The sequence below is a fragment of the Vibrio sp. 1159 genome, from assembly GCF_033340395.1.
In the GTDB taxonomy this organism is placed as follows: domain Bacteria; phylum Pseudomonadota; class Gammaproteobacteria; order Enterobacterales; family Vibrionaceae; genus Vibrio; species Vibrio alginolyticus.
On sequence record NZ_JAWOWL010000004.1, the window covers coordinates 83925 to 108711 of the forward strand.

Below are 24787 nucleotides of genomic sequence, written 5' to 3' on the forward strand. Positions count from 1 at the left end.
TGGCATTTTGCCAACCCTTTTTAAATTACTCTGCGAGTGTTACCAATCGACGCCTTTGAGGGCTTTTACGCCAGATTCAAATGCGTGCTTTACATTTTTCACTTCAGAAACGGTATCGGCCATTTCAATCAGGGTTCGATGTGCGCCACGCCCAGTAATAATAACCGACTGCATTTTAGGTCTGTTGCTCAGTGCTTCGACCACTTCGTCTAAGTCGATGTAGCCGTAGCTCACCATATAAGTTAGCTCGTCAAATAAGATGACATCGATAGAGTCGTCTTGCAGCATGCGCTTACATTCTTGCCATACGCCTTGCGCTGCTTCGGTATCAGCGGCTTTGTTTTGAGTTTCCCACGTAAAGCCGGTTGCCATTACTTGGAATTCAACGCCGAGTTTCTCAAGTAGGTTGCGCTCACCGTTGTCCCAAGTACCTTTAATAAACTGCGCGACAGCACAATTCAAACCATGACCCACTGCGCGTGCGATCGTACCGAATCCTGATGTCGATTTACCTTTACCATTTCCGGTAATGATCAGTAGCAGACCTTTTTCCTCTTGAGCAGCAGCGATTTTTGCGTCTACCTGTTCTTTGACTTTTTGTTGGCGAGCTTTATGGCGTGCTTCTTTATTTTCTTCGATAGACATAATACTTCCTCAATTCCTTTTCGTGCTGTGCCCAAGCTAATTTGGGTTCATTGATTTATCTCGCTATGATAGACCAACATATCGTGAAGAAAAACCACCGATAATTCAGGGAATAAAATGAAGAAAATACTTGTTGTTTGTATGGGAAACATTTGTCGGTCACCAACTGGAGAGGCAGTGTTAAGAGCGAAAGCTCAAAAGCTAGGCGTTGAAGTAGAGGTTGATTCGGCAGGTACAATTGGCTACCACGCAGGAAACCGACCGGATTCAAGAGCGATGGCAGCAGGAAAGCAGCGAGGTTATTCTTTTAAAGGAATGCAAGCGCGCCAAGTCACCATTGATGACTTTGAAAAGTTTGATCTTATATTAGCCGCAGATAAAGCAAATTTGGCCGATTTATTGGATATTTGTCCGTTGAAGTATCGACACAAAGTATCGTTATTTTTAAGTCATTCTGAGTCAGGTTACGACGAAGTCCCGGACCCATATTATGGTGGGGAAGATGGCTTTGAACTGGTGCTTGATTTAATCGAAGAGGCATCAGACGCAATTTTGAAGAAGCTATAATCGCCGTGCTTGAAGACAATAGAAAAAGGGATGAGCTCAGCTCATCCCTTTTTATTCGTGTTAACCCGCTAGTATGTCGGTTGCGACTTTGTAGCTTGGGTCTTCCTTCACGTTAATTTCAACCAAGCTGCCAGCTTTGTCCAAAAGTTTACGACAATCTGGGCTTAGGTGACGAAGGTGCAGCGTTTTACCTTGAGCATTGTAACGCTCAGCCAGTGTTTCAATGGCTTCAATTGCAGAGTGATCTGTCACGCGAGAGTCTGCAAAATCGACAATCACATCTTTTGGATCTTCAGGCGCGTTAAACAACTCCAGGAAGTTAGCCGCAGAGCCAAAGAAAATAGGGCCGTGAATCTTGTACTCTTTTGAACCTTCCTCGTTTAAGCACGTGTCGGCATAGATGTGCTTAGCGTGTTGCCATGCAAACATTAATGCAGAAACGATAACACCAACCGCTACGGCAACAGCAAGGTCAGTAAGAACAGTAACGACGGTCACAAGAACAATAACGAAGAAGTCTTGCTTCGGTACGCGGCGTGCTAGCTTAAATGTTGCCCATTCGAATGTACCAATGACAACCATGAACATCACACCAACCAGAGCAGCGAGTGGGATCATTTCAATTAGCGAAGAAGCGAATAAGATAAACATCAATAGAGCGATAGCCGCAACGATACCAGATAGACGGCCGCGACCACCTGAGTTTACGTTGATCATCGACTGACCAATCATCGCACAACCACCCATTGCGCCAAACACAGAACACGTCATGTTTGCCATACCTTGACCGATACATTCGCGGTTAGATTGACCACGAGTATTCGTCATCTCATCTAAAACTGTCAGTGTTAGTAGAGATTCAATTAGACCAATGGCCGCTAGAATGATCGCGTATGGAAGAATGATTTGTAGAGTTTCTAGCGTAAATGGCACCGCCGGAATAGAGAAGGTTGGTAGTGAACCTGCGAGTGTTGCCGCTTCATCACCAGACATTGTACGCAGGAAGTCAACAACAGTACGAGTTTCCAGATCCAAACCAACCACTAAAGCAGTCACCGTTACGATTGCAACAAGTGAAGAGGGTACAGCCGTTGTGATTTTTGGTAGAAAGTGAATGATTGCCATAGTTAGCGCAACCAAACCAAGCATTAGTAGCATTTGGTCTTGTGGTAGCCAAGTAAGCATGCCGTTGATATCTGGCGCTTTAAACTGACCCAACTGAGCTAGGAAGATAACAATAGCCAGACCGTTCACAAAACCAATCATCACAGGGTGAGGCACGATACGGATGAACTTACCCAATTTAAACATACCAGCGGCAATTTGAAGTATACCAGCGAGCATGATGGCTGCGAATAGGTACTGGACACCGTGAGTCGCGACAAGCGAAACCATTACGACTGCCATGGCACCTGTTGCACCAGAGATCATGCCGGGACGACCACCGAAAATGGAAGTAATAAGACCAACGATGAATGCAGCGTAAAGACCGACCATCGGATCTACGCCTGCGACGAACGCAAATGCGACAGCTTCAGGAACCAATGCTAGCGCAACGGTTAAGCCTGATAGCACATCATTTTTTACGGAGTGCTTAGAAAATTGGGGAAATTCGAACATGTTTGTTTTTAAGTTCTCTTTGCAATGAGTTAAACCCGACACATATTCGTATTTGCACAAGCCACTGAGTGGTTGATTTCTAATCAAACATTGCAGTGTAAACCGTAGTATTAAAAGAGCAGCATCAGAATGGTGTCGAAAACTTGAGTCGGCGCATGCTACCGAAAAGTGTGATTAAGTTCAAGAATGATACGAATAATGGCGTACAAATGTGATCACGAATTGGTATTTATATGAACAATTTATTGGGCAAATATGAAGATAAAAAAGGCTACCAGATGGTAGCCTTTAATTTATTTATGCCGTTAAGCAGTTGAACGTAATGATTTAGCCTAGTTAAAGTTAGGCTTTGTCATCTCTGCTGATGCGCGGTTTTTAGCCACTTGGCTACCCGCACCTTTAGCTTGGTAACGTTCGGTTTTGAACGGTGCTGCTGCAACCGTGATTTCGCGTAGCTCTTGAGGGCCAGGTGCTTTCGTCATCGGTGCGCTAGCGTTTAGCTTAGCAGCAACTTTAATGGCTTCGACTTTAGGCTCTGGTTTATCTACTGGCGCTTCGGCTACAATCTCTTTTGCTGCTTCAACGATAGGCTCTTCAGTAGGTGCCGTTTCTACAATGGCATCAACCGGTTCAGCATGTTCAGTTACAGGAGTTTCAACGATAGGCTCTACCGATGCTGTTTCTACTACTGCCGATTCAGCTTTTTCTGCGATTACTGTTTCAACAACAGGTGCTTCTACTACTGGAGCTTCCACTTTCGCTTCAACGGTTTCTTGAACCTTGTGTTCAACAACTGGCGCATCTGTTACGACAGGTTGCTCGCGACGAATAATCACTTTACCCATTGCCATTTCTGGACACGCAAAGCCACCTTGGATTGTAGGTACTGCTGCTACAGCTTCTTCCTTAACTCGCTCTTCCTTCTTAGGTGCTGGTTTCGGAATGTAACGTGGCATTACTTTACCCATAGCCATTTCAGGAGAAGCGACACCTCCCTTACGTAGGCGGAACGGGTTAGGGCGGCGATCACGGCCACGGCGACGACGCTGGCCGCTTGCACGCAGGTGACGTGGCGAACGACGATTACGACGTTGCTTAGACTCTGCTTGCTTGTTGTCTAGCTGTGCCTCTACCGCTGCTTCTGTTGGCTTTTCAACTTTAGCTTCAACCGTTTCTTGAGTCTTAACCGTTGTTTCTTCGGCTTTCTTCTCAATAGCTTCTTGGTCCTTAACGCGTACAGACTTGTTCAATTTGCGACGTTGGCGGCGCTCTTTCACTTTTTCTGCTTTCGCATTTTGCTGCTTCGGTTTGCTCTCTTCTGGTTTTGTTTCAGTACGAGCTTCCGCTGCTAGCTGCAGACCTTTTTCCGCTACTTTTGCGTTTGCTTTCTGCTCTTGGGCTTTATCTGCCTGTTGAGCTTTAGGTTTACGCTTTTGGTTACGGTTTTGCGGTTTATTTGTTTGTTGTTGAGCTTCGTTTTGCTCATTAGCCTGCTCATCACGAGGCTTACGACGACGTCGGTTATCGCGATTGTCGCGGTTATCACGATTATCGCGCTGGTTGTTATTGCGACGACGATCGTTGCGATCACGTTTGTTACGTCGATTATCGCGATTTGGTTTTTTCTCTTCCTGAGGTTTCTGTTCTTCTTTTGTTTCTTCAGAACCACCGAATAGGAAGCTACCAAGTGCTTTAAACAGACGGCTGAACAATCCAGGTTTCTCTTCTTGTTCAACGTTTTGTTCTTTCTTCTTCGCCTCAGGAGCTGGTTTAGCTGCTGGTGCAGGTGCGGTTTGAGACGGAGCCGCAAAGCCTTTAAGAACTGGCTCTTCAATTCGTTTTGGTTTTACGTCAACTTCCGCTGGCTCTTTACCTTCCGCTTCTTTCATTGCTTCCAGTTTTTTAGGAAGTAGGTAAGAAATCAGATCGAACTCTTCACCTTCACGAACACGGATAACTTCGAAGTGCGGCGTTTCCATGTCAGAGTTTGGAACAACCGTAATCTTCACTTCTTGAATGCGTTCGATATGGTTAACTGAACGACGTTTTTCGTTCAACAAGTAAGAAGCGATTGGCACAGGTACAACTGCGAGAACTTGCGCTGTATTGTCTTTCAGTGCTTCCTCTTCGATTAAACGAAGTACAGAAAGTGCTAGAGATTCGTTGTCGCGAACGACTCCAGTACCGCTACAGCGAGGACAGATGTGGTGGCTTGCTTCTGCTAGAGAAGGGCTTAAACGTTGACGTGACATCTCCAACAAACCAAAGCGAGAAATACGACCGATTTGTACACGAGCGCGATCAAGACGAACGGCTTCACGTAGACGGTTTTCTACTTCTCGTTGGTGGCGAACAGGTGTCATATCGATAAAGTCGATAACCACTAAGCCACCCAAGTCACGTAGACGTAACTGGCGAGCAATTTCGTCGGCTGCTTCTAGGTTCGTGTTTAGGGCTGTTTCTTCAATATCACCGCCCTTGGTTGCACGAGCAGAGTTGATATCGATAGACGTTAGTGCTTCGGTTGGGTCAATAACAATAGAACCACCGGATGGCAGACGCACTTCACGTTGGAAAGCTGATTCAATTTGGCTTTCAATTTGGTAGTGGCTGAATAGTGGAACTTCGCCTTCATATTTCTTAACGCGGTTAAGGAAATCAGGGCGCACCAATTGAATGTGCTCTTTTGCACGTTCGTAGATGGTGTTGCTGTCAATTAAGATTTCGCCAATATCACGACGCAAATAGTCACGGATTGCACGAACGATAACGTTACTTTCTTGGTGGATTAAGAATGGAGCAGGGTTCGAGTCCGCTGCACCTTTGATTGCACCCCAGTGGTTAAGTAGTACATTCAAATCCCACTCAAGTTCTTCAGCACTCTTGCCAACGCCAGCAGTACGTACGATTAGGCCCATGCCCTGAGGCAGTTCCAAAGTACTTAATGCGGCTTTTAGTTGAGTACGCTCGTCACCTTCGATTCGACGAGAAATACCGCCAGCACGAGGGTTGTTAGGCATCAGAACAAGGTAACTACCAGCAAGAGAAATGAAAGTAGTAAGAGCTGCGCCCTTGCTTCCACGTTCTTCTTTTTCCACTTGAACGATAACTTCTTGGCCTTCCGTTAGCACTTCTTTAATGCTTGGACGACCTTGGTAGGTGTAACCTTCAGGGAAATATTCGCGGGCAATTTCTTTGAGAGGGAGGAAACCGTGACGCTCGGCGCCGTAATCAACAAATGCGGCTTCTAAGCTTGGTTCGATACGTGTGATACGTCCTTTGTAGATATTCGCTTTTTTAGATTCATGACCTGGACTCTCGATATCAAGATCGAAAAGTCGCTGGCCATCAACCAGAGCGACACGCAACTCTTCTTTTTGAGTTGCGTTAATTAACATTCTTTTCATTGAAAATTCTCGTTGTCTTTTCTTTTATATCTTTCTTGTCGACTTGCCACTGTTTTTTCGCTCTTTCACGGTGCCTGATCCCATGGCTTGTATTTTGCAGCCTCCCGGCTGGAAGGGGATGCTCTCGGGCACTTCAGTCATCACAAGCCTCTTGTGGTTTCTGTTGGAAACGTAGACTTGTGACCCGCTATTTGGGCGGTAGGTACTCAACGTGAATATGCGAGGAGTAGGGTGGCAAGAGTGTTGAATTCGATGTGTCTCACGCCAATGCTGCACTCGACCTTCAACGATCTACTCACATTGCTTGAGGATAAATGATTGGTAATGAATAAAATGTAACCAAACCTTCCTTAGCAGCTGTGAACTATAGCAGTGCGCGTGGCTATCAGCAATCTGCTTTCACGCAAACGATAGAAAATTTGCCGCTAAACTCAAAATTTCTAATTTATAACTGGCTGTTTCATAAGCAATTGAGATGTGCAAACTGTTCAGGACAGAAAACAAATTGAGAACTTGATTGAGAGTTTTAATAATTTAAACAAAAGCTTGGCGAAATTTAGACCAGTATGTGCCACCGAGTGTTTCTTTTACGACAAGAATAATGTGAAGTCGCACGAAATTGAGTTTACAATACCGCCCATGAACGAAATAAGAACAAAAGTCCAGTTCGTCGACATCGACGAAGATATGGCGGGTCAGCGCATTGATAATTTTTTGCGCAACCAATTAAAAGACATTCCTAAAAGCATGATTTACCGAATTGTGCGTAAGGGCGAAGTGCGCGTAAATAAAAAGCGTATAAAAGCAGAGTACAAGTTAAAAGCAGGCGATCTCGTTCGTATTCCACCGGTGACCGTCGAGAAAAAAGATGACGATGTCGCACCAAGTACGAAACTTAACAAAGTCGCTGAGTTGGAAAATATGATTATCTTCGAAGATGACCATATGTTGATTCTAAACAAACCATCTGGCACCGCTGTGCATGGTGGCAGTGGTTTAAAGTTTGGTGCGATTGAAGCGCTTAGGGCTCTGCGTCCTCAAGCTCGCTTTCTTGAACTTGTGCATCGTATTGACCGTGATACTTCAGGGATTTTGCTGGTTGCTAAGAAGCGTTCTGCACTTCGTCACTTGCAAGCCCAGTTTCGTGAAAAGACAGTAAAGAAGTTTTACTTAGCTCTTGTCATGGGGCAATGGAAAAGCAGTTGTAAGGTTGTGAACGCGCCACTGCTCAAAAACGAAGTGAACAGTATTGTTCGTGTTAACCCTAATGGTAAGCCGTCAGAAACGCGTTTTAAGATTTTGGAAAAGTTCGAACAAGCTACATTGATTCAGGCGAGTCCGATTACTGGTCGAACTCACCAAATACGAGTTCATACGCAATACACTGGTCACCCAATCGCTTGGGATGATCGCTACGGTGATCGTCGCTTTGACGCTTACACAGGTCAAGTTGGTTTAGATCGTTTGTTCCTACACGCGGCAAACATCAAGTTCCAACACCCATCAAATGATGAGTGGATGGAAATCAACGCACCGATGGAACCGAAACTAGAAAAAGTGTTGGCGGGTTTAAGAAACGCGTAACCATGTTTTCCTCGCGGATGCAAAAGGGAGCCTGTGGCTCCCTTTTATCGTATTTGGGTTAAAGGACATCGAGTCCTTGAACATGCAACATATCAATCAAATCAATCAATGGTAGTCCGACAAGTGTGTTCGGGTCTTTACCAACTAATTTCGTAAACAAACAAATTCCCATGCCTTCGCTTTTAAAGCTGCCTGCGCAGTAAAAAGGTTCTTCCCTGTCGACGTAGCGTTCGATTTGTTCAAGCGTTAAATCTCTAAAGTGCACCTCGAAAGAATCAAAGCCGACTTCTGTATGGTTTGTCACGGTGTTATGTACCGCAAGACCAGTATAGAAAGTGATGACTTTTCCACTTTGAGCCAAAAGTTGATTTATCGCGTTATCTCTATTTAAAGGCTTGCCAACGATTTCACCATTAATGACACAAACTTGGTCACTGCCGATAACTAAACTTGCTTTATCCGTCTGGCAAGATATTGCTTTCTCTTGGGCCAGTCTCTGCACAAGTTCAGTTGGCGTTTCTTGGTCAAAAGGTGTTTCATCGCAATCAGGTGATAAACAAACGAATGGTAGTGAGAGCTTTTCAAGCAGTTGTTTACGAAAAGGGGAGGTTGAGGCTAAAACCAGTTGGTAATTTTTCATTTTGAATTACAATTCGTGGGAGCATTTCCAATAGGATAATAGATCAAAAATGATTCTGGCTAATGCTCTGTATGTTAAGCGTAAAAAAGTACAACTTTTTTGCCTTTTTCTTTGACTAATTTTGATTTGGAAGATAATATTCGCGCCCTATGCAAAAGGTAAAAATACCGCGAACGGTTGACCCAGCTAAAGCTGCACAGAAACGATTGGATTACGATGGCATCATCCAAGCTAGTCTTTTCAAGCGCTTAGTGGAAACAACTGAAGGCGTAAAACGCGACGCAGAAGTCTCATTGTCATTTGGGATGGATGAACAGCGACTCGTTGTTATCTCTGGTAAAGCTAACATCGAAGTCGATTTAGAGTGTCAGCGTTGTAATGAGGTATTCGCACATGAGTGCGAAGTTGAATTCCTTTCTACTCCTTACTACGGTGAGAAAACAGAACAGGAAGCACCAGAAATTTATGATTTGGTAGATCTAAATGAATATGGTGAATTAGACCTCATACAACTTGTTGAAGACGAGTTCATCTTAGCATTACCTCAAATTGCGATGCACGATGAAGCGGATTGTAGCGTTGATTCAAATAACATGGTTTTTGGTGAGATTCCTGAAGAAATTGAGGAAGAAAAACCGAATCCATTCGACGTTTTGAAAAGTCTGAAAAAGTAATAGGTGTGGTAGCCGATTCTTCTTCAGGTTTTTAACCCAATAGTATAGGAGTAGGGTCAATGGCCGTACAGAAAAACCGTAAAACTCGTTCTAAGCGCGGTATGCGTCGTTCACACGATGCGCTAACTACAGCTGCTCTATCTGTAGACGCGACTTCTGGTGAAACTCACCTACGCCACAACGTAACTGCTGAAGGTTACTACCGTGGTCAAAAGGTTATCAACAAGTAAGGTTGAACCTTTGCAAAGTATTACCGTTGCACTTGATGCAATGGGCGGGGATTTCGGTCCACGCGTAACAGTGCCTGCCGCCGTGCAGGCACTGTCTCATTTCCCAGAGCTAAAAGTGATTCTTATTGGTGATCAACCTCTGATCACGTCTCAATTATCTCAACTCGGTACCTCGACCAGTTCCCGCTTGACTATTCTTCACAGCGAGAAAGTTATCTCGAACTCAGAAAAACCTTCATTGGCGTTACGTAATAGCCAAAATAGTTCTATGCGTATGGCTATCGATTTGGTTTCTGAGCAGAAAGCGGATGCTTGTGTTAGTGGTGGCAACACCGGTGCATTAATGGCACTATCGCGTTTCATTCTTAAGTTACTTCCTGGCATTGAACGTCCTGCTTTAGTTTCCGCTTTACCGACGATTACCGGAAAGCGTACTTGGATGCTGGATCTGGGGGCGAATGTATCGTGCGATGCTGATAGCTTGTTCCAATTTGCTGTAATGGGCAGTGCATTAGCTGAAGAACACTTGGGTCGTCCTCCTCGCGTTGCTGTACTCAATATTGGCGCAGAAGAGATTAAAGGTAACGATTTAGTCAAACGTTGCGCAGAAATGCTTTCTCAGACCGATGCGATTAACTTTGTCGGTTATATTGAAGGTAATCAAATTTTGCATGATGTTGCGGACGTCATTGTTTGTGATGGATTTGTCGGCAACGTATGCTTAAAAGCCAGTGAGGGAACAGCTCAACTTTTTATCGAAAAAATTAAAACCAGCATAATGGCATCAACGATAAAGGGTTGGATAGCTAGAAAGTTGTTTTCTAGGCTGTTTAATGAACTAAAAACACTGAACCCCGACCAGTATAACGGCGCAAGTTTGCTAGGATTGCGCGGCATTGTCATAAAAAGCCATGGAAGTGCGGATGTATCTGCGATTGTCAATGCACTTGGCGAGGCAGTACACGAGGTCAAACGACAAGTACCAAGCCGTATTAGCGATCGTTTGGAAGCGGTTTTACTCGAGAGGCATTATTAGTCTTCATGTATAGCAAAATTTTAGGTACTGGCAGCTACCTGCCATCTCAGGTGCGTACAAACGCAGATCTAGAGAAAATGGTAGATACAAGTGATGAGTGGATCGTTGCTCGCACGGGTATTAAAGAGCGTCGAATTGCTGCAGAAAACGAAACTGTAGCAGACATGGCATTCTACGCAGCTGAAAACGCTATCGATATGGCGGGTATTGATAAAAACGATATCGACCTGATTATCGTAGCCACAACGAGCAGTAGCCATACTTTCCCTTCATCTGCGTGTCAGGTGCAGGCAAAGCTTGGCATTAAAGGTTGTCCAGCTTTTGACTTAGCCGCTGCTTGTTCTGGTTTTGTGTACGCATTATCTGTTGCAGACCAACATATCAAATCTGGTATGTGCAAAAACGTACTTGTGATTGGTTCAGATGCTTTGTCTAAAACGTGTGATCCGACAGACCGTTCAACCATTATCCTATTTGGTGATGGTGCCGGAGCCGTTGTCGTAGGCGCTAGCCAAGAGCCTGGCATTATCTCTACCCACATATACTCGGATGGTCAATTCGGAGAGCTTCTAAGCCTACCTGTACCTGTGCGGGGGCAAGATGCGGATAAATGGCTTCATATGGCTGGGAACGAAGTATTCAAAGTCGCTGTAACTCAGCTATCGAAACTAGTAAAAGATACGCTTGAAGCCAACAACATGCATAAGTCTGAACTAGACTGGCTAGTGCCGCACCAAGCGAACTACCGCATTATTTCAGCGACAGCGAAGAAACTTTCGATGTCACTAGACCAAGTCGTGATTACACTTGATAAACACGGCAACACATCAGCTGCGACGGTGCCAACAGCACTAGATGAAGCGGTACGTGATGGTCGTATTAAACGCGGTCAAACTCTGCTTCTTGAAGCGTTTGGCGGCGGATTCACTTGGGGCTCGGCCCTTGTGAAGTTCTAAGTTTCACAAGAATTCAAAATTTAAGGTGCACTTGGTGCATCTTATTTCTTTTTACTTTGCTTAAAGGAAAACAACATGAGCAAGTTTGCTATCGTATTTCCAGGTCAAGGTTCTCAAGCTGTAGGTATGCTTGCAGAACTAGGCGAACAATATGACGTAGTAAAACAAACATTTGCAGAAGCATCTGACGCACTAGGTTACGATCTATGGGCGCTTGTTCAAAATGGACCTGCAGAAGATTTAAACGAGACTTTCCGTACTCAACCAGCTTTGCTAGCTTCATCTGTTGCAATCTGGCGTGTATGGCAGGAACTTGGCTTAGAGCAACCAGCAAACCTAGCCGGTCACAGCCTAGGTGAGTACTCAGCACTTGTATGTGCGGGTGTTATCGACTTTAAAGAAGCCATCAAGCTGGTTGAATTACGTGGTCAACTTATGCAAGAAGCAGTACCAGCTGGTACTGGCGCAATGTACGCGATTATCGGTTTGGCTGATGATGCGATTGCAAAAGCGTGTGAAGACGCAGCGCAAGGCGAAGTGGTCTCTCCAGTAAACTTTAACTCGCCTGGTCAAGTCGTTATCGCTGGTAGCAAAGACGCAGTAGAGCGAGCTGGTGCGCTATGTAAAGAAGCTGGTGCGAAGCGTGCGCTTCCTCTTCCTGTTTCAGTACCTTCACACTGTGCACTTATGAAGCCAGCAGCGGAAAAACTTGCTGTAGCTCTTGAGTCTATCGAATTTAACTCACCACAGCTGCCAGTTATCAACAACGTTGATGTGGTTGCTGAGACAGATCCTGCAAAAATCAAAGATGCGCTTGTTCGTCAGCTACATAGCCCAGTTCGTTGGACTGAAACAGTTGAACTGATGCACGAACAAGGCGTAGAAAATCTTCTTGAGCTTGGTCCTGGTAAAGTTTTAACAGGTCTAACAAAACGTATCGTGAAAACGCTAACTGCAGCAGCAGTGAATGATATCGCATCGCTAGACGCTGCGAAGTAATCCATCAAGCGATAAATTTGCGATAAGAAAAGGAAACACAACATGATGAATCTAGAAGGTAAGATCGCGCTAGTTACCGGCGCAAGCCGTGGTATTGGCCGCGCGATCGCGGAACTTCTTGTCGAGCGAGGTGCTACGGTTATCGGTACTGCTACTTCTGAAAGTGGTGCGGCTGCTATCAGCGAGTATCTTGGTGATAACGGTAAAGGCTTAGCGCTTAACGTGACTGATGTCGAGTCTATCGAAGCGACATTAAAAACGATCAACGAAGAATTTGGTGTGATCGATATTCTGGTGAATAACGCTGGTATTACTCGTGACAACCTATTGATGCGCATGAAAGATGATGAGTGGAACGACATCATCGATACCAACCTAACGCCTATCTACCGCATGTCTAAAGCGGTTTTACGCGGTATGATGAAAAAACGTGCGGGTCGTATCATCAACGTAGGCTCTGTTGTTGGTACCATGGGTAATGCTGGTCAAACTAACTACGCAGCAGCGAAAGCGGGCGTGATTGGTTTTACTAAATCAATGGCTCGTGAAGTTGCGTCTCGTGGTGTAACAGTGAACACTGTTGCTCCTGGTTTCATCGAAACTGACATGACTAAGGCGCTAAGTGATGACCAACGTGCGGCAACTTTGTCGAACGTGCCAGCAGGTCGTTTAGGTGACCCACGTGAAATTGCATCAGCAGTAGTTTTCCTTGCTTCTCCTGAAGCAGCGTACATTACTGGTGAAACTTTGCATGTAAATGGTGGCATGTACATGGTTTAATGCGACAGTTTATGCAAAATAAGCTATTTTACATTGTGAAAAATAGCCTATAGTTGCAGTTAACTGTCATGAACTTGTCATGCTTATGCGCAAGATTTGTGCATGATTTAAGTCAAAAATGTATTGAAATTCGGTTAAATTCGCTAATTTTGTGGTTTGACCAGCAAGGACCCCCTTGCAACTTTCAATAGTTCGAATAAACTACGGAATCATCGCATTAGGCGAAATCTGTAAAGGAAAAGAAAAATGAGCAACATCGAAGAACGCGTAAAGAAAATCATTGTTGAACAGCTAGGTGTAGACGAAGCAGAAGTTAAAAACGAAGCTTCTTTCGTTGATGATCTAGGTGCTGATTCTCTAGACACTGTAGAACTAGTTATGGCTCTAGAAGAGGAATTCGACACTGAGATTCCTGACGAAGAAGCTGAGAAGATCACTACTGTTCAAGCTGCAATCGACTACGTAAACAGCGCTCAGTAATTAGCTCTCCCAGGCGGTCTCCTAGACCGCCTGTGTTCTTTCTAACTTCTTCTATCCTCTCATAGAAATATTCAATTCCCGGAGAATTATATCGTGTCCAAGCGTCGTGTAGTTGTCACTGGCATGGGTATGTTGTCACCGGTAGGCAACACAGTAGAATCATCTTGGAAAGCCCTGCTAGAAGGTCAAAGTGGTATCGTAAATATCGAGCACTTTGATACTACGAACTTCTCAACTCGTTTTGCAGGTCTTGTTAAAGATTTCGATTGCACAGAGTACATGTCTAAAAAAGATGCTCGTAAGATGGACCTTTTCATCCAGTACGGCATTGCAGCGGGTATTCAAGCTCTTGATAACTCTGGCTTACAAATTACCGAAGAAAATGCGGCTCGAGTTGGTGTTGCTATCGGCTCAGGCATTGGCGGTCTTGACCTTATCGAAACTGGCCATACTGCATTAGTAGACAAAGGCCCTCGCAAAGTTAGCCCATTTTTTGTTCCTTCGACCATTGTAAACATGGTTGCAGGTAACCTATCTATCATGCGTGGTCTCCGTGGTCCAAATATCGCGATTTCTACCGCATGTACTACTGGCCTGCATAATATCGGCCATGCAGCACGTATGATTGCCTACGGCGATGCAGATGCGATGGTTGCTGGTGGTGCAGAAAAAGCTTCTACGCCTCTTGGCATGGCTGGCTTCGGTGCAGCTAAAGCACTATCTACTCGTAATGAAGAGCCTCAAAAAGCGTCTCGCCCATGGGATAAAGGCCGTGATGGTTTTGTTCTAGGTGATGGTGCTGGCATGATGGTGCTTGAAGAGTACGAACACGCAAAAGCACGTGGCGCGAAGATTTACGCAGAACTGGTTGGTTTTGGTATGTCTGGTGATGCTTACCACATGACTTCTCCAAGCGAAGATGGCTCTGGTGGTGCACTTGCGATGGAAGCGGCAATGCGTGACGCGAACATCACAGGTACCCAAGTAGGTTATGTGAATGCTCACGGTACATCTACTCCTGCTGGCGACGTTGCAGAAATCAAGGGCGTGAAACGTGCTCTTGGTGAAGAAGGTGCGAAGCAAGTACTTGTATCATCAACTAAGTCTATGACTGGTCACCTATTAGGTGCAGCAGGCTCTGTTGAAGCAATTATCACGGTTATGTCTTTGGTTGACCAAATTGTTCCGCCAACCATTAACCTTGATGATCCAGAAGAAGGTCTAGACATCGACCTTGTGCCGCATACAGCGCGCAAAGTTGAAGGTATGGAGTACGCTATCTGTAACTCGTTTGGCTTTGGTGGTACAAACGGTTCTTTGATCTTCAAGAAGTTCGCTGAGTAACACTATCTAACCTAATTTAGATAAGCGAAACTTGTATTCTAACGGCTCGATGCTTAGCATTGAGCCGTTTTGTTTTATTTGTTGTCTGCTAATTTGAAGGTATGTGAATGTTTTGGGTAAATGGAGTTCCGCAAACGCATGTAGAGCTAGGTGATCGCTCATTCCAATACGGTGATGGAGGCTTTACCACCATCCTGACCCAAAATGGAGAGTTGGTTTACTGGCAGGAACATACTGAGCGCATGAGTGCTTGCCTTGACGCTTTGAAGATCTCTTCACCTGACTGGAAAGTTGTGCATGATTGGGCAAGCAAAGCGGTTTTATCTGACGCACGAGCGGGGGTGAAGATTCACGTTAGCCGCGGTATTGGCGGGCGAGGGTATAGCCCTAATGGGATTGAAGGCCCTATCGTGACGATTTCCAATTTTGCGTTTCCTTCTCATTATTCATCTTGGCAAGAACAAGGTGTGGACTTGGGCGTTTGCAATACTCGTCTAGGGATTCAACCTTTACTTGCGGGACATAAGCACAACAACCGTTTAGAGCAGATTCTAGCCAAGGCTGAAATCGACAATACAGAGTTTGCAGATGCAATAACGTTAAATGTGCAAAACCATGTCATTGAAACTACAATGGCCAACCTTTTTTGGGTTAAAGGTAATAAAGTATTTACGCCGGAGCTGACCTTATCAGGCGTTACGGGCGTAATGCGTCGTAAGGTGCTTGAGTTACTTAAAGTAAGTCATATTGAAGTCATCGAGGGGCGTTTTATACTTCCAGATTTGCTTAGTGCTGACGAGGCTTTCATGTGTAACTCAATATTAGGTGTCGCACCTATTCGCAGCATAGTGACATCGAACTCTAAGACTATATTTCCTATAGGAAAATTGACTCAACGACTGCAAGGGAATTTAACTACGTGATTAAAAAACTGTTGGCTTTTGTTGTGCTGATCGCAGTGATAGGCGCAGCAGCTGTTTTTTATATAATTTCACAGGCTAAACAATACGTTGAAAAGCCTATTCTATTGGAACAACCTCAGCTGTTTACTGTAGAAAGTGGTACAAGCTTTCATCATGTCATGCGCGCCTTAGTTGAAGATGAGGTGATTGAAACATCGGAGTACATCCGTTTAATTCCTCACTTATATCCAGAATTGTTGCAAGTGCGAGCGGGTACTTACCAACTTGAGCCTGGTATGTCACTTTCGCAAACATTGGAGCATCTGAATACTGGAAAAGAATACCAGTTTGCGATCACTTTTGTTGAAGGCAGCCGCTTTTCTGAATGGGTAGATCAACTAAAAAGTGCTCCTTATTTAAAGCATGATTTAACCGATCTTTCAGAAAAAGAAATGGCTGCGAAGCTCGGAATTGAGAGAGAAAAGCTAGAAGGGTTGTTTTTAGCAGAAACCTACCATTACACAGCGGGTGCGAGTGAAAGCCAGTTATTAAAACGAGCGCATCGAAAACTCAATAAAATACTGGACGCTAGCTGGGAAGCTCGTCAAGAAAAGCTGCCATTACAGGATAAATATGAAGCCTTGATTCTCGCGTCTATCATCGAGAAAGAGACGGCTATTGATTCTGAGCGTGAGCGCGTCGCTTCTGTGTTTATCAACCGATTGAACAAACGTATGCGGTTACAAACTGATCCGACAGTTATTTATGGTATGGGTGACGCCTACGATGGCAACATTCGTAAGAAAGATTTGCGTACGCCGACACCATATAACACCTATACCATCAATGGTTTGCCACCAACACCGATTGCGATGGCTGGTGAAGCTTCTATTGAAGCGGCTTTGAATCCAGAAAGCAGCAACTATTTATATTTTGTAGCAAGTGGAAAGGGCGGACATGTATTCTCGAAATCCCTTGCTGAGCACAACCGTGCTGTTCGTGCCTATTTAAGAGAACTAAGAAAGAACAAATGATGAAAGCAAACTTTATTGTCGTTGAAGGCCTAGAAGGCGCGGGTAAAAGCACTGCGATTAAAACCGTTTTAGATACGCTAAAAGCGGCCGGTATTGAGGATATCGTAAATACCCGTGAGCCAGGAGGCACACCGCTAGCAGAAAAAATGCGCGCTCTGGTGAAAGAAGAGCACGAAGGCGAAGAACTTAAGGACATGACGGAGTTGCTTCTTCTGTACGCTGCACGTGTTCAGTTGGTTGAGAACGTGATCAAACCAGCTTTGGAAAACGGTCAGTGGGTGGTTGGTGACCGACACGATATGTCGTCGCAAGCTTATCAAGGTGGTGGCCGTCAGATTGACGCATCGTTAATGAAAAATCTCCGGGATACAACGCTTGGTGATTTTAAACCTGCTCTCACTCTCTATATGGATATTGACCCTCGTGTTGGGCTTGAGCGTGCACGTGGGCGTGGTGAGTTAGATCGTATAGAGAAGATGGATATTAGTTTCTTCGAGCGTACACGTGAGCGTTATTTGGAGATTGCTCATGCCGATCCTTCCATCGTTATCATTAACGCAGAACAGACGATTGAAGGCGTGTCGCGTGATATTCGGGACGCTCTAAACGAGTGGCTAGATCGTCAATAAGTGAAACGTAAATTTAGGTGACTCATGTTAAATGATTATCCATGGCTACAGCCAATATGGGATAACCTCAAAGTAGGGTTAGAGTCGGACAGAATACCAGGTGCGCTTTTATTACAAAGCGAGCAGGGCTTGGGCATCGAAAAACTTATCGAGTTTTTTAGCCAAGCACTTCTTTGCCAAAATTACGCGAGTGAAGCATGCGGTTTTTGTCATAGCTGCCAGCTAAATCAATCTCAAAACCACCCTGATTTACACTGGATCAAGCCAGAGAAAGAAGGAAAGGCGATAACGGTGGACCAAATTCGCGCTTGTAACCGTCTTGCTCAGGAATCATCTCAGCTTAATGGTTACCGCCTATTTGTAATAGAACCGGCGGACTCTATGAACGAGTCGGCATCGAATGCGCTGTTAAAGACGCTAGAAGAGCCTGGGGCAAAGTGCTTGTTTTTGCTCGTTACCCACAATCAGGAGCGTCTGCTCCCAACGATTCGTAGCCGTTGCCAACACTGGGTTGTTGCGCCTCCGTCAGCGGAACAAGCGATGCAATGGATGCACGAACAAGGGGCGAAGCAAGTTCCTACTTATGCCTTAAAACTGAATATGGGCTCTCCAATAAAAACATTGGATGCGTTAAATAATGGCGATCTCGAAGCTTACTTGGCTTTTGAACGCAGTTTTATTAAGGCAATGTCTTCGCCTGTTTCAGACGTTTCTGAGTGTGCTTCTTTAATCGCTAAACACTCAGAGCAATCACTAGACTGGGCATGGTATTTACTGACAGATGCTCAGAAAGCGCAGTTTGGTGTATCAGAAGCTCAAATGCTTCCGGGCGCGACAAAGTTTCAACCGGACAACTATAACGGTTTGTACTCATCAGCGAAGGCGCTGATGAACCTGAAAGCTCAGGTGCAAGCCTTTCCTGGCCTGAACCTTGAGCTACTATCAATGAATTGGTTAATTGAATCACGAGAGGCATTATGTTCGTAGATTCTCATTGTCATTTAGACAAATTGAATTACGACGATCTCCACATCAATGTGGAAGACGTTATTAACAAAGCTAAACAAGCAAACGTAACTGAACTACTTTCTGTTGGAGTAACGCTGGATTCTTTCCCGAAAATGATGGAAATGATCGAGCCTTATGACAATGTTTATGCTTCGTGCGGTGTGCACCCACTTGATGTTGAAAGCGACTTTTCGATGGACGTATTGCGCCACCATGCGTCGAATGCAAAAGTCGTCGCTATTGGCGAAACGGGTTTAGATTATCATTACAAGCCCGAAACGGCCGCGTTACAGAAAGAGCGCTTTGAGCAACACGTTGATCTTGCAGTGGAGCTCAACAAACCTTTAATTATCCATACCAGAAACGCACGTGCGGATACTCTAGATATTTTGCGTAAGGGTGGGGCAGAGAAATGTGGTGGTGTTATCCACTGTTTTACAGAAGATCTTCCATTTGCTGAAGCTGCACTGGAGCTGGGGTTTTATATTTCTATCTCGGGGATTGTTACTTTCCGTCAAGCTACAGAGTTAAAAGAAGTGGTGAAGACTCTACCTTTAGAGAAGCTTCTTATTGAGACAGATTCTCCTTACTTGGCTCCTGTCCCTCATCGTGGCAAAGAGAATCAACCCGCTTACGTTGTCGAAGTCGCTTCTTATATTGCGCAACTCAAATCGTGCTCTCTTTCTGAAGTGGCACAAAAAACCACCGAAAACTTCCGAAATCTTTTTTTGCGATAAAAAAATAATAAGAGCATAAAAAAGGAGCTTAGGCTCCTTTTTTGTTGATAAAAACAACAGATACGCTCACGAGTTTAATGTTTACTAAAAATGTTGATTTAATAACATTCAAAAATCACAAATGTAATTTTGTTACTAAAAATAACATTGAGGCGTATTTTATTTACGCCTTAAAATTAATTATATAAATAATTAATTCTTTATGAAACAGCAACATAAGTGCAATGCAAACCTTTTCATCGGCTGTTTTTGGGTGTGATCCAAGACTTGTTTTGAAACTAAATTTCGTAACTGTGTGGAAAGTTTGAGGGTCATCAATATATATTTAGAGCCGGAAAATATAATGCAGTTGTGGTTACATTTTCATTGGGTGCTAACCTTTAGGCTACGGGGGTGTGCCGTTAGTGCCCAAATAATACTTATAAATTTATCAGGAGCATAAACATGTTTAAGAACCTTTTTGCTAACCTGCAAAAAGTTGGTAAGGCTCTGATGCTTCCAGTATCAGTTTTACCAGTTGCAGGTATTTTATTAGGTGTGGGTGCTGCCCATCTAAGCTTTATTCCAGAGATCGTTTCTAATCTTATGGAACAAGCTGGTGGTTCAGTATTCGGCCAAATGGCACTTCTATTTGCAGTAGGTGTAGCTCTAGGCTTCACTAACAACGACGGTGTTGCAGGTCTTGCAGCTATCGTTGGTTACGGCATCATGACGGCAACGCTAGGTGTAATGGCGGGCGTTATGGGTGTTGAGAAAATCGATACAGGTGTACTAGGTGGTATCCTTGTCGGTGGTGTGGCTGCTTGGGCATTCAACCGTTTCTTCAAAATCCAACTTCCAGAGTACCTTGGCTTCTTCGCTGGTAAGCGCGCAGTGCCAATCATCACTGGTTTTGCTGCGATCATCCTAGGTGTTATCCTTTCTGTTATCTGGCCACCAATTGGCGGTGCAATTTCTGCATTCTCTGATTGGGCTGCACACCAAAACCCACAGCTAGCATTCGGTATCTACGGTGTTGTTGAGCGTTCTCTAATCCCATTCGGTCTACACCACGTATGGAACGTACCGTTCTTCTTCGAAGCAGGTTCTTGTGTTAACGCTGCCGGTGAAGCTCAAAATGGTGTACTAACTTGTTACCTAGTTGCTGATGAAGCATCTCGTGCTGCTGGTAACGGCTTCGGTCAGCTAGCGGGTGGTTACATGTTCAAGATGTTCGGTCTACCAGCTGCAGCAATCGCAATTGCTCATTGTGCTAAACCAGAAAACCGTGCAAAAGTAATGGGTATCATGGCGTCAGCTGCACTGACTTCATTCCTAACTGGTATTACTGAGCCAATCGAATTCTCATTCCTATTCGTTGCTCCACTACTATACGGTATCCACGCTCTACTAGCTGGTTCTGCATACATCGTTTCGAACACTCTAGGCTTTGTACACGGTACTTCTTTCTCTCACGGTCTGATCGACTTCCTAGTTCTATCTGGTAACGCTCAGAAGATGGTGCTAATGATTGCCGTTGGTCTAGTTTACGCAGTAATTTACTACGTAGTGTTCCGTGGTGTAATCACAGCGCTTGACCTAAAAACACCTGGCCGTGAAGATGAAACGGAAAGTGCAGCTGTAACTTCTGGCTCTGATATGGGCGGTGAACTGGTTGCAGCGTTTGGCGGTAAAGCTAACATTACTGGTCTAGATGCATGTATCACACGTCTACGTGTAGCAGTTGCAGATACAGCAGCTGTTGACCAAGACAAGCTAAAACAACTAGGCGCTGCTGGTGTTGTAGTTGTAGCTGGTGGTGTACAGGCTATCTTCGGTACTAAGTCTGATAACCTAAAAACTGAAATGGATGAGTGGATTCGTAACCACGGTTAATCGCAGTCATTCATAGTAATGCATAAAAGGAGGCTTCGGCCTCCTTTTTTAGTTCCTATTTTATTAACTGACAGTTCCTTTTTAGTGTGATCCTAAACTCATCTTTACTTTTGTCAGCTTTTTCATACATCGAGCTTACCCATCGTTGACATATTGATATGCCATTATGTTTGAATAGCGAATAATGTTTTTTTGAATAATTGATAACGTGTATGAAGAACAAATTCATTTTAGTTTTGGGACTAGTTTCTAGTACGGCAATGGCGGCAAGCGAGCCAACGGATCTATCAGTTGGTATGGCTGTCGATCAACAATTAAGTGTTGTTGTAGAGTTAGATAACAAATATCGTGGCATTATCGGAAACGATGGTATGGCGTTTGATTACATCGCTAAGCGTGGAACATTCGATCAAAACATGCCTGTGACTTGGTATGTCGGCGTTGGTGGCTGGTATGAATGGGATGACGAGTTTGGTGTGAGAGTACCACTTGGTGTGAACTGGGATTTATCACGCGGCTGGGACCTTTATGGTCAAATACACCCAGAGCTAGATCTTTACAAAGGTGCTGACTTGCAACTTGGCGGCGCCGTTGGCATCAAGTACAGTTTCTAGAATTGAACTAATGTATGTATAAAAAAACGCCGGTAACTACCGGCGTTTTTTATGTGGAACTTAACGTTCTATTGTTTATCCATGGCTCGCTTGATGCAAACGGCAGCGCCGCCCCAAGTGATACCTAAACCAATAACCATCATAATAATTGCGCTGATTGTCATTTTGCTGTCTCCTTGCGGTTCACTGCGTTGATCACTAGACCAAAGATAAAGAGTGCGGCGATAAGTGCCCAGCCTAAAGTTAGATCATAGCCACCGTAGCCTTCAGTAATTAGGGCGTATAGCTTGGTCGCTAAGATAATGGCGAGCATGATTGGTGTAACGAAGCGTAAGCAGATCTCGAACCATTGACCAACAGAGAAATCAGAGCGCTCGTTAACGTAATTACGTACTTCTGGCACGCGCTTCAATAGCCACGCCATCAAGACAATCTCAACCAGACCACCAACCATGATGCCAACGTTGTTTGCAAAGTGGTCTACTAGATCGAGTAGCAGCAGACCGCCATTGGTAGCAAACGCCATAGAGACAACGAAGCCAATACCAATCACAACATTTGCAGCTTTTTTACGGCTCCACTTCAGCTTGTCGATAATGGCTGAAGTTACGGCTTCCATAATTGAAATATGCGAACTTAGACCAGCAACCACCAGTGCAAAGAAGAACAGTGGACCAAGAATATATGGGGCAGGTAGTAGGTTAATTGCCGCAGGTAAAGTAACAAAAGCCAAGCCAACGCCTGCAGATACCACCTCTGTTAACGGCTTACCTTGCTCTTGAGCCATGTAACCCAATACTGAGAAGATCATGATGCCGGCTAGGATCGAGAAGCCACAGTTGATCAACACGGTCATAAACGCGTTATTCGTTATGTCTGACTTTTCTGGTAGGTAGCTAGAGTAAGCTAGCATGATGGCGAAGCCGATACTTAGCGTAAAGAAGATCTGACCATATGCCGCTGCCCATACTTTCACATCCCAAATTTTGCTGAAATCGGGTTCGAACATGTAGTTCACGCCATCTAGAGCTCCTGGCAAGAAAATCATACGTCCGATTAAGAAAATCACCATCAAGAATAGGATTGGCATCATAATTTTAGATGCTCGTTCAATTCCTGATTTCACGCCTTTGGCAATAGCGGTGTAAGTAATTGCCCAAGCAATTACCATGGATAAAGCAATCTTCCATTGAATACTGCCTAAGTCTGTTGGTGAGTTGTCACCTAGCTTTAGGTATTCACTAAAGAAAAATGCGTTGGTATCGGTTCCCCAACCTTGAGTGAACGACAACCCAAAGTAAGAAATCGACCAACCGATAACAGCCACATAGTAAACGGCAATAACTGCAGCCACACCAACTTGGAACCAGCCAAGCCATTCAAATTTAGAATGAATTTTCGCAAGTGTTTTTGGTGCCGAGCCTCGGTATTTTTGTCCCATACTGAACTCAAGGATCATAAATGGAATACCGGCAGTGATCATGGCAAAAATGTAAGGAATAAAAAATGCGCCGCCACCGTTTTCATAGGCCATGTATGGGAAACGCCAAATGTTTCCCAAACCGATAGCAGACCCAACTGCTGCTAAGATGAATCCCGCCCGGGATCCCCATTGTTCTCGCTTCATATTTGACTCCTATAAGACTCCCTGAGGAATGAAGCTCTCTACGTAACACAGTAATAATTGCGCAAACAGTTGGAAGAAAGGACCGCTGTTATCCATCAGCTTTTCTATCCTTAATTCTAACTTTTTATAATTTTATAGAGCTATATTCTGGCTACTGTAAGAGAAAGTAGATTATTAATCTTAAAATTTTGATGTGTGTTTGATAAAACTGAAATATTTATCTGTTTTCACTGATCAGACTAACTTCTAATAATACTTAGCGCAATAGAATCTAAATGTTAATTCAGATGCGTTGTCTGGTTTTAATCTTGTTAAATTTGAGTTTGATTGTGGTTTTGTGTGGGTGGTTGGTTGTTTGTCTGGAATAAATGACTGGGATCTAATAATTGCTTTGGTGTTTAAGACTATTTTGATGAATTAGGGCGTACGGCTATCTTTTGTGCACCTATCTAGATGATGCTTCGTTACTTTGCCAAACAATGGTGTTTAGACGATGTCCTTTATCGGCTCTGTGCAGGACTCGTTCAGCGTTCTTTGTGACGAGCCCTACAGAGGAACATGCATAAAAATTAGAAGCGGAAACTAAAACCGACATTTGATTGGAATTGGTTCATCCAATCAGTATCGAACTTAATGATACAGTTTGAGCCGTCATTAGGTAGATTACAGGCGCCAGATGTATCGTTATCAACGACCGTTCCTAACCATCTCAGTTGGGCTGTTAATGCAAAGTTCTTTGAAAATTCATATTCCAGCCCTGCAAAAGCGCTAGCCGAAAATCCGTATTTTTTGTCTACCCAATCCACATCGGCATAAGAAGCGCCCAAACCTACACCGATATAGGTTTGCCAATTTTCTGCGACAGGATAGTACATGCTGCTTTGGAAGTGCAGATAATGGATATCTGCTGAGTTGGACAGCTTTTCAAGTTCCGTCGATTGATTGGAGTAAAACAATCCGATCCTTCCTTTTTCTAAGGGAGTCTCGACTGAAAGAGCGTAGTTCACTGCGGGGTCGAGATCGTATGTATTACCACTTTCATCCTCTACTTGGCCGCCTCCTGTATAGCCTATGTATGGTGTAACGATGATATTCGCTTGTGCATTGATAGCAGTACTCATCATCATGATTCCTACTAGCCAGCTGAGTCTTTGGTTCATGCCCTATCTCCTTATTATGACTAAGCTAATTGTGATGGGTTAGTCAAAATTGCGCGACTAAATTAAGCAAATCTTGAACATATTTCACACCGGTGTTATTAATTTGTTACATATTAAGGAGGTGTTTATGGAACACGATCTAAAATCCGCATTAATCATTGTGGTGACTGTTTTTGCAGTGCTTTTGTCATTTGGCATCATTGCTATTACAACAGCTTAAGATAACCACTTTTACCAAA

At 44.2% G+C, this 24787-nt stretch carries 25 protein-coding genes; 18 read left to right on the forward strand and 7 right to left on the reverse strand.

Annotated features, from left to right (window positions below; all coding sequences use genetic code 11):
• Window positions 1-39 precede the first annotated feature (39 nt).
• Entirely contained in the window at window positions 40-645 is a 606-nt protein-coding gene (gene cobO, locus R7127_RS05250) for a cob(I)yrinic acid a,c-diamide adenosyltransferase (protein ID WP_005380837.1), read from the reverse strand.
• A gap of 117 nt (window positions 646-762) precedes the next feature.
• On the opposite strand from cobO, the gene R7127_RS05255 reads away from it, so the two are divergent.
• Window positions 763-1212, forward strand: a complete 450-nt coding sequence (locus R7127_RS05255; protein WP_025767219.1) for a low molecular weight protein-tyrosine-phosphatase — start codon at window positions 763-765, stop codon at window positions 1210-1212.
• Between the two features lie 60 nt (window positions 1213-1272).
• Here R7127_RS05255 and R7127_RS05260 read toward each other — a convergent pair whose 3' ends face one another.
• Window positions 1273-2832, reverse strand: a complete 1560-nt coding sequence (locus R7127_RS05260; protein ID WP_005380840.1) for a SulP family inorganic anion transporter — start codon at window positions 2830-2832, stop codon at window positions 1273-1275.
• A gap of 332 nt (window positions 2833-3164) precedes the next feature.
• Window positions 3165-6239: a ribonuclease E gene (gene rne / locus R7127_RS05265; RefSeq protein WP_170890428.1), complete on the reverse strand. Its 3075-nt coding sequence runs from the start codon at window positions 6237-6239 to the stop codon at window positions 3165-3167.
• Between the two features lie 639 nt (window positions 6240-6878).
• On the opposite strand from rne, the gene rluC reads away from it, so the two are divergent.
• Window positions 6879-7823, forward strand: a complete 945-nt coding sequence (gene rluC / locus R7127_RS05270; RefSeq protein WP_021033985.1) for a 23S rRNA pseudouridine(955/2504/2580) synthase RluC — start codon at window positions 6879-6881, stop codon at window positions 7821-7823.
• 58 nt (window positions 7824-7881) lie between these two features.
• Here the strand turns inward: rluC and R7127_RS05275 are convergent, their stop codons facing one another.
• Window positions 7882-8463 carry a Maf family protein gene (locus R7127_RS05275; protein WP_005380845.1) on the reverse strand — a complete coding sequence of 194 codons (582 nt, stop codon included), beginning with the start codon at window positions 8461-8463 and terminating at the stop codon, window positions 7882-7884.
• 149 nt (window positions 8464-8612) lie between these two features.
• On the opposite strand from R7127_RS05275, the gene yceD reads away from it, so the two are divergent.
• The 15 genes from yceD (at window position 8613) to R7127_RS05350 (ending at window position 21761) form a co-directional block, all read left to right on the forward strand.
• The gene (gene yceD / locus R7127_RS05280) at window positions 8613-9137 is read left to right on the forward strand and encodes a 23S rRNA accumulation protein YceD (protein ID WP_005387307.1); all 525 of its coding nucleotides are present in this window, start codon (window positions 8613-8615) and stop codon (window positions 9135-9137) included.
• Window positions 9138-9196: 59 nt separating this feature from the next.
• A complete protein-coding gene (gene rpmF / locus R7127_RS05285; RefSeq protein ID WP_005396978.1) occupies window positions 9197-9367 on the forward strand; it encodes a 50S ribosomal protein L32 in 171 nt (56 codons plus the stop codon).
• 10 nt (window positions 9368-9377) lie between these two features.
• Complete coding sequence (gene plsX / locus R7127_RS05290) at window positions 9378-10403, forward strand: phosphate acyltransferase PlsX (protein WP_318141836.1); 1026 nt, start codon at window positions 9378-9380, stop codon at window positions 10401-10403.
• A 5-nt stretch (window positions 10404-10408) separates the two neighbouring features.
• Window positions 10409-11359: a beta-ketoacyl-ACP synthase III gene (locus R7127_RS05295; RefSeq protein ID WP_017821385.1), complete on the forward strand. Its 951-nt coding sequence runs from the start codon at window positions 10409-10411 to the stop codon at window positions 11357-11359.
• Window positions 11360-11434: 75 nt separating this feature from the next.
• Window positions 11435-12358: an ACP S-malonyltransferase gene (gene fabD / locus R7127_RS05300; RefSeq protein ID WP_005387313.1), complete on the forward strand. Its 924-nt coding sequence runs from the start codon at window positions 11435-11437 to the stop codon at window positions 12356-12358.
• Between the two features lie 45 nt (window positions 12359-12403).
• The gene (gene fabG / locus R7127_RS05305) at window positions 12404-13138 is read left to right on the forward strand and encodes a 3-oxoacyl-ACP reductase FabG (RefSeq protein WP_025767222.1); all 735 of its coding nucleotides are present in this window, start codon (window positions 12404-12406) and stop codon (window positions 13136-13138) included.
• A gap of 246 nt (window positions 13139-13384) precedes the next feature.
• A complete protein-coding gene (gene acpP / locus R7127_RS05310; protein ID WP_004406112.1) occupies window positions 13385-13618 on the forward strand; it encodes an acyl carrier protein in 234 nt (77 codons plus the stop codon).
• Window positions 13619-13711: 93 nt separating this feature from the next.
• Window positions 13712-14962 (forward strand): beta-ketoacyl-ACP synthase II, encoded by a 1251-nt coding sequence (gene fabF / locus R7127_RS05315; protein ID WP_005372948.1) that lies wholly within the window; start codon window positions 13712-13714, stop codon window positions 14960-14962.
• A gap of 107 nt (window positions 14963-15069) precedes the next feature.
• Complete coding sequence (pabC, locus tag R7127_RS05320; RefSeq protein WP_104975488.1) at window positions 15070-15885, forward strand: aminodeoxychorismate lyase; 816 nt, start codon at window positions 15070-15072, stop codon at window positions 15883-15885.
• Window positions 15882-16898, forward strand: coding sequence for an endolytic transglycosylase MltG (gene mltG, locus R7127_RS05325; protein WP_005372950.1), 1017 nt, complete (start codon window positions 15882-15884; stop codon window positions 16896-16898). The genes pabC and mltG overlap by 4 nt, the downstream gene beginning before the upstream one ends.
• Window positions 16895-17527, forward strand: coding sequence for a dTMP kinase (gene tmk / locus R7127_RS05330; RefSeq protein WP_206970741.1), 633 nt, complete (start codon window positions 16895-16897; stop codon window positions 17525-17527). The genes mltG and tmk overlap by 4 nt, the downstream gene beginning before the upstream one ends.
• A gap of 24 nt (window positions 17528-17551) precedes the next feature.
• Entirely contained in the window at window positions 17552-18514 is a 963-nt protein-coding gene (locus R7127_RS05335; RefSeq protein ID WP_206970740.1) for a DNA polymerase III subunit delta', read from the forward strand.
• Window positions 18505-19272, forward strand: coding sequence for a TatD family hydrolase (locus R7127_RS05340; RefSeq protein ID WP_005372957.1), 768 nt, complete (start codon window positions 18505-18507; stop codon window positions 19270-19272). The genes R7127_RS05335 and R7127_RS05340 overlap by 10 nt, the downstream gene beginning before the upstream one ends.
• A 444-nt stretch (window positions 19273-19716) precedes the next feature.
• Window positions 19717-21147 (forward strand): PTS glucose transporter subunit IIBC, encoded by a 1431-nt coding sequence (gene ptsG / locus R7127_RS05345; RefSeq protein WP_005372959.1) that lies wholly within the window; start codon window positions 19717-19719, stop codon window positions 21145-21147.
• Window positions 21148-21359: 212 nt separating this feature from the next.
• Window positions 21360-21761, forward strand: a complete 402-nt coding sequence (locus R7127_RS05350; RefSeq protein WP_005372960.1) for a hypothetical protein — start codon at window positions 21360-21362, stop codon at window positions 21759-21761.
• A gap of 68 nt (window positions 21762-21829) precedes the next feature.
• Here the strand turns inward: R7127_RS05350 and R7127_RS05355 are convergent, their stop codons facing one another.
• The 3 genes from R7127_RS05355 to R7127_RS05365 form a co-directional block, all read right to left on the reverse strand.
• Window positions 21830-21925 carry a MetS family NSS transporter small subunit gene (locus R7127_RS05355; protein ID WP_005372963.1) on the reverse strand — a complete coding sequence of 32 codons (96 nt, stop codon included), beginning with the start codon at window positions 21923-21925 and terminating at the stop codon, window positions 21830-21832.
• The gene (locus R7127_RS05360) at window positions 21922-23388 is read right to left on the reverse strand and encodes a sodium-dependent transporter (protein ID WP_005372966.1); all 1467 of its coding nucleotides are present in this window, start codon (window positions 23386-23388) and stop codon (window positions 21922-21924) included. The genes R7127_RS05355 and R7127_RS05360 overlap by 4 nt, the downstream gene beginning before the upstream one ends.
• A 569-nt stretch (window positions 23389-23957) precedes the next feature.
• Window positions 23958-24548 carry an outer membrane protein gene (locus R7127_RS05365; RefSeq protein WP_318148303.1) on the reverse strand — a complete coding sequence of 197 codons (591 nt, stop codon included), beginning with the start codon at window positions 24546-24548 and terminating at the stop codon, window positions 23958-23960.
• A gap of 127 nt (window positions 24549-24675) precedes the next feature.
• Between R7127_RS05365 and R7127_RS05370 the strand changes: the two genes are divergently transcribed.
• Window positions 24676-24768 (forward strand): YnhF family membrane protein, encoded by a 93-nt coding sequence (locus R7127_RS05370; RefSeq protein ID WP_005372970.1) that lies wholly within the window; start codon window positions 24676-24678, stop codon window positions 24766-24768.
• The last annotated feature ends 19 nt before the right edge of the window (window positions 24769-24787 follow it).

Excerpts from the sequence above, each read along its gene's own strand:
- cobO (WP_005380837.1), bottom strand. The coding sequence starts at position 645 with ATGTCTATCGAAGAAAATAAAGAAGCACGCCATAAAGCTCGCCAACAA.
- R7127_RS05255 (WP_025767219.1), top strand. The coding sequence starts at position 763 with ATGAAGAAAATACTTGTTGTTTGTATGGGAAACATTTGTCGGTCACCA.
- R7127_RS05260 (WP_005380840.1), bottom strand. The coding sequence starts at position 2,832 with ATGTTCGAATTTCCCCAATTTTCTAAGCACTCCGTAAAAAATGATGTG.
- rne (WP_170890428.1), bottom strand. The coding sequence starts at position 6,239 with ATGAAAAGAATGTTAATTAACGCAACTCAAAAAGAAGAGTTGCGTGTC.
- rluC (WP_021033985.1), top strand. The coding sequence starts at position 6,879 with ATGAACGAAATAAGAACAAAAGTCCAGTTCGTCGACATCGACGAAGAT.
- R7127_RS05275 (WP_005380845.1), bottom strand. The coding sequence starts at position 8,463 with ATGAAAAATTACCAACTGGTTTTAGCCTCAACCTCCCCTTTTCGTAAA.
- yceD (WP_005387307.1), top strand. The coding sequence starts at position 8,613 with ATGCAAAAGGTAAAAATACCGCGAACGGTTGACCCAGCTAAAGCTGCA.
- rpmF (WP_005396978.1), top strand. The coding sequence starts at position 9,197 with ATGGCCGTACAGAAAAACCGTAAAACTCGTTCTAAGCGCGGTATGCGT.
- R7127_RS05295 (WP_017821385.1), top strand. The coding sequence starts at position 10,409 with ATGTATAGCAAAATTTTAGGTACTGGCAGCTACCTGCCATCTCAGGTG.
- fabD (WP_005387313.1), top strand. The coding sequence starts at position 11,435 with ATGAGCAAGTTTGCTATCGTATTTCCAGGTCAAGGTTCTCAAGCTGTA.
- fabG (WP_025767222.1), top strand. The coding sequence starts at position 12,404 with ATGAATCTAGAAGGTAAGATCGCGCTAGTTACCGGCGCAAGCCGTGGT.
- acpP (WP_004406112.1), top strand. The coding sequence starts at position 13,385 with ATGAGCAACATCGAAGAACGCGTAAAGAAAATCATTGTTGAACAGCTA.
- pabC (WP_104975488.1), top strand. The coding sequence starts at position 15,070 with ATGTTTTGGGTAAATGGAGTTCCGCAAACGCATGTAGAGCTAGGTGAT.
- tmk (WP_206970741.1), top strand. The coding sequence starts at position 16,895 with ATGATGAAAGCAAACTTTATTGTCGTTGAAGGCCTAGAAGGCGCGGGT.
- R7127_RS05335 (WP_206970740.1), top strand. The coding sequence starts at position 17,552 with ATGTTAAATGATTATCCATGGCTACAGCCAATATGGGATAACCTCAAA.
- R7127_RS05340 (WP_005372957.1), top strand. The coding sequence starts at position 18,505 with ATGTTCGTAGATTCTCATTGTCATTTAGACAAATTGAATTACGACGAT.
- ptsG (WP_005372959.1), top strand. The coding sequence starts at position 19,717 with ATGTTTAAGAACCTTTTTGCTAACCTGCAAAAAGTTGGTAAGGCTCTG.
- R7127_RS05350 (WP_005372960.1), top strand. The coding sequence starts at position 21,360 with ATGAAGAACAAATTCATTTTAGTTTTGGGACTAGTTTCTAGTACGGCA.
- R7127_RS05355 (WP_005372963.1), bottom strand. The coding sequence starts at position 21,925 with ATGACAATCAGCGCAATTATTATGATGGTTATTGGTTTAGGTATCACT.
- R7127_RS05360 (WP_005372966.1), bottom strand. The coding sequence starts at position 23,388 with ATGAAGCGAGAACAATGGGGATCCCGGGCGGGATTCATCTTAGCAGCA.
- R7127_RS05365 (WP_318148303.1), bottom strand. The coding sequence starts at position 24,548 with ATGAACCAAAGACTCAGCTGGCTAGTAGGAATCATGATGATGAGTACT.
- R7127_RS05370 (WP_005372970.1), top strand. The coding sequence starts at position 24,676 with ATGGAACACGATCTAAAATCCGCATTAATCATTGTGGTGACTGTTTTT.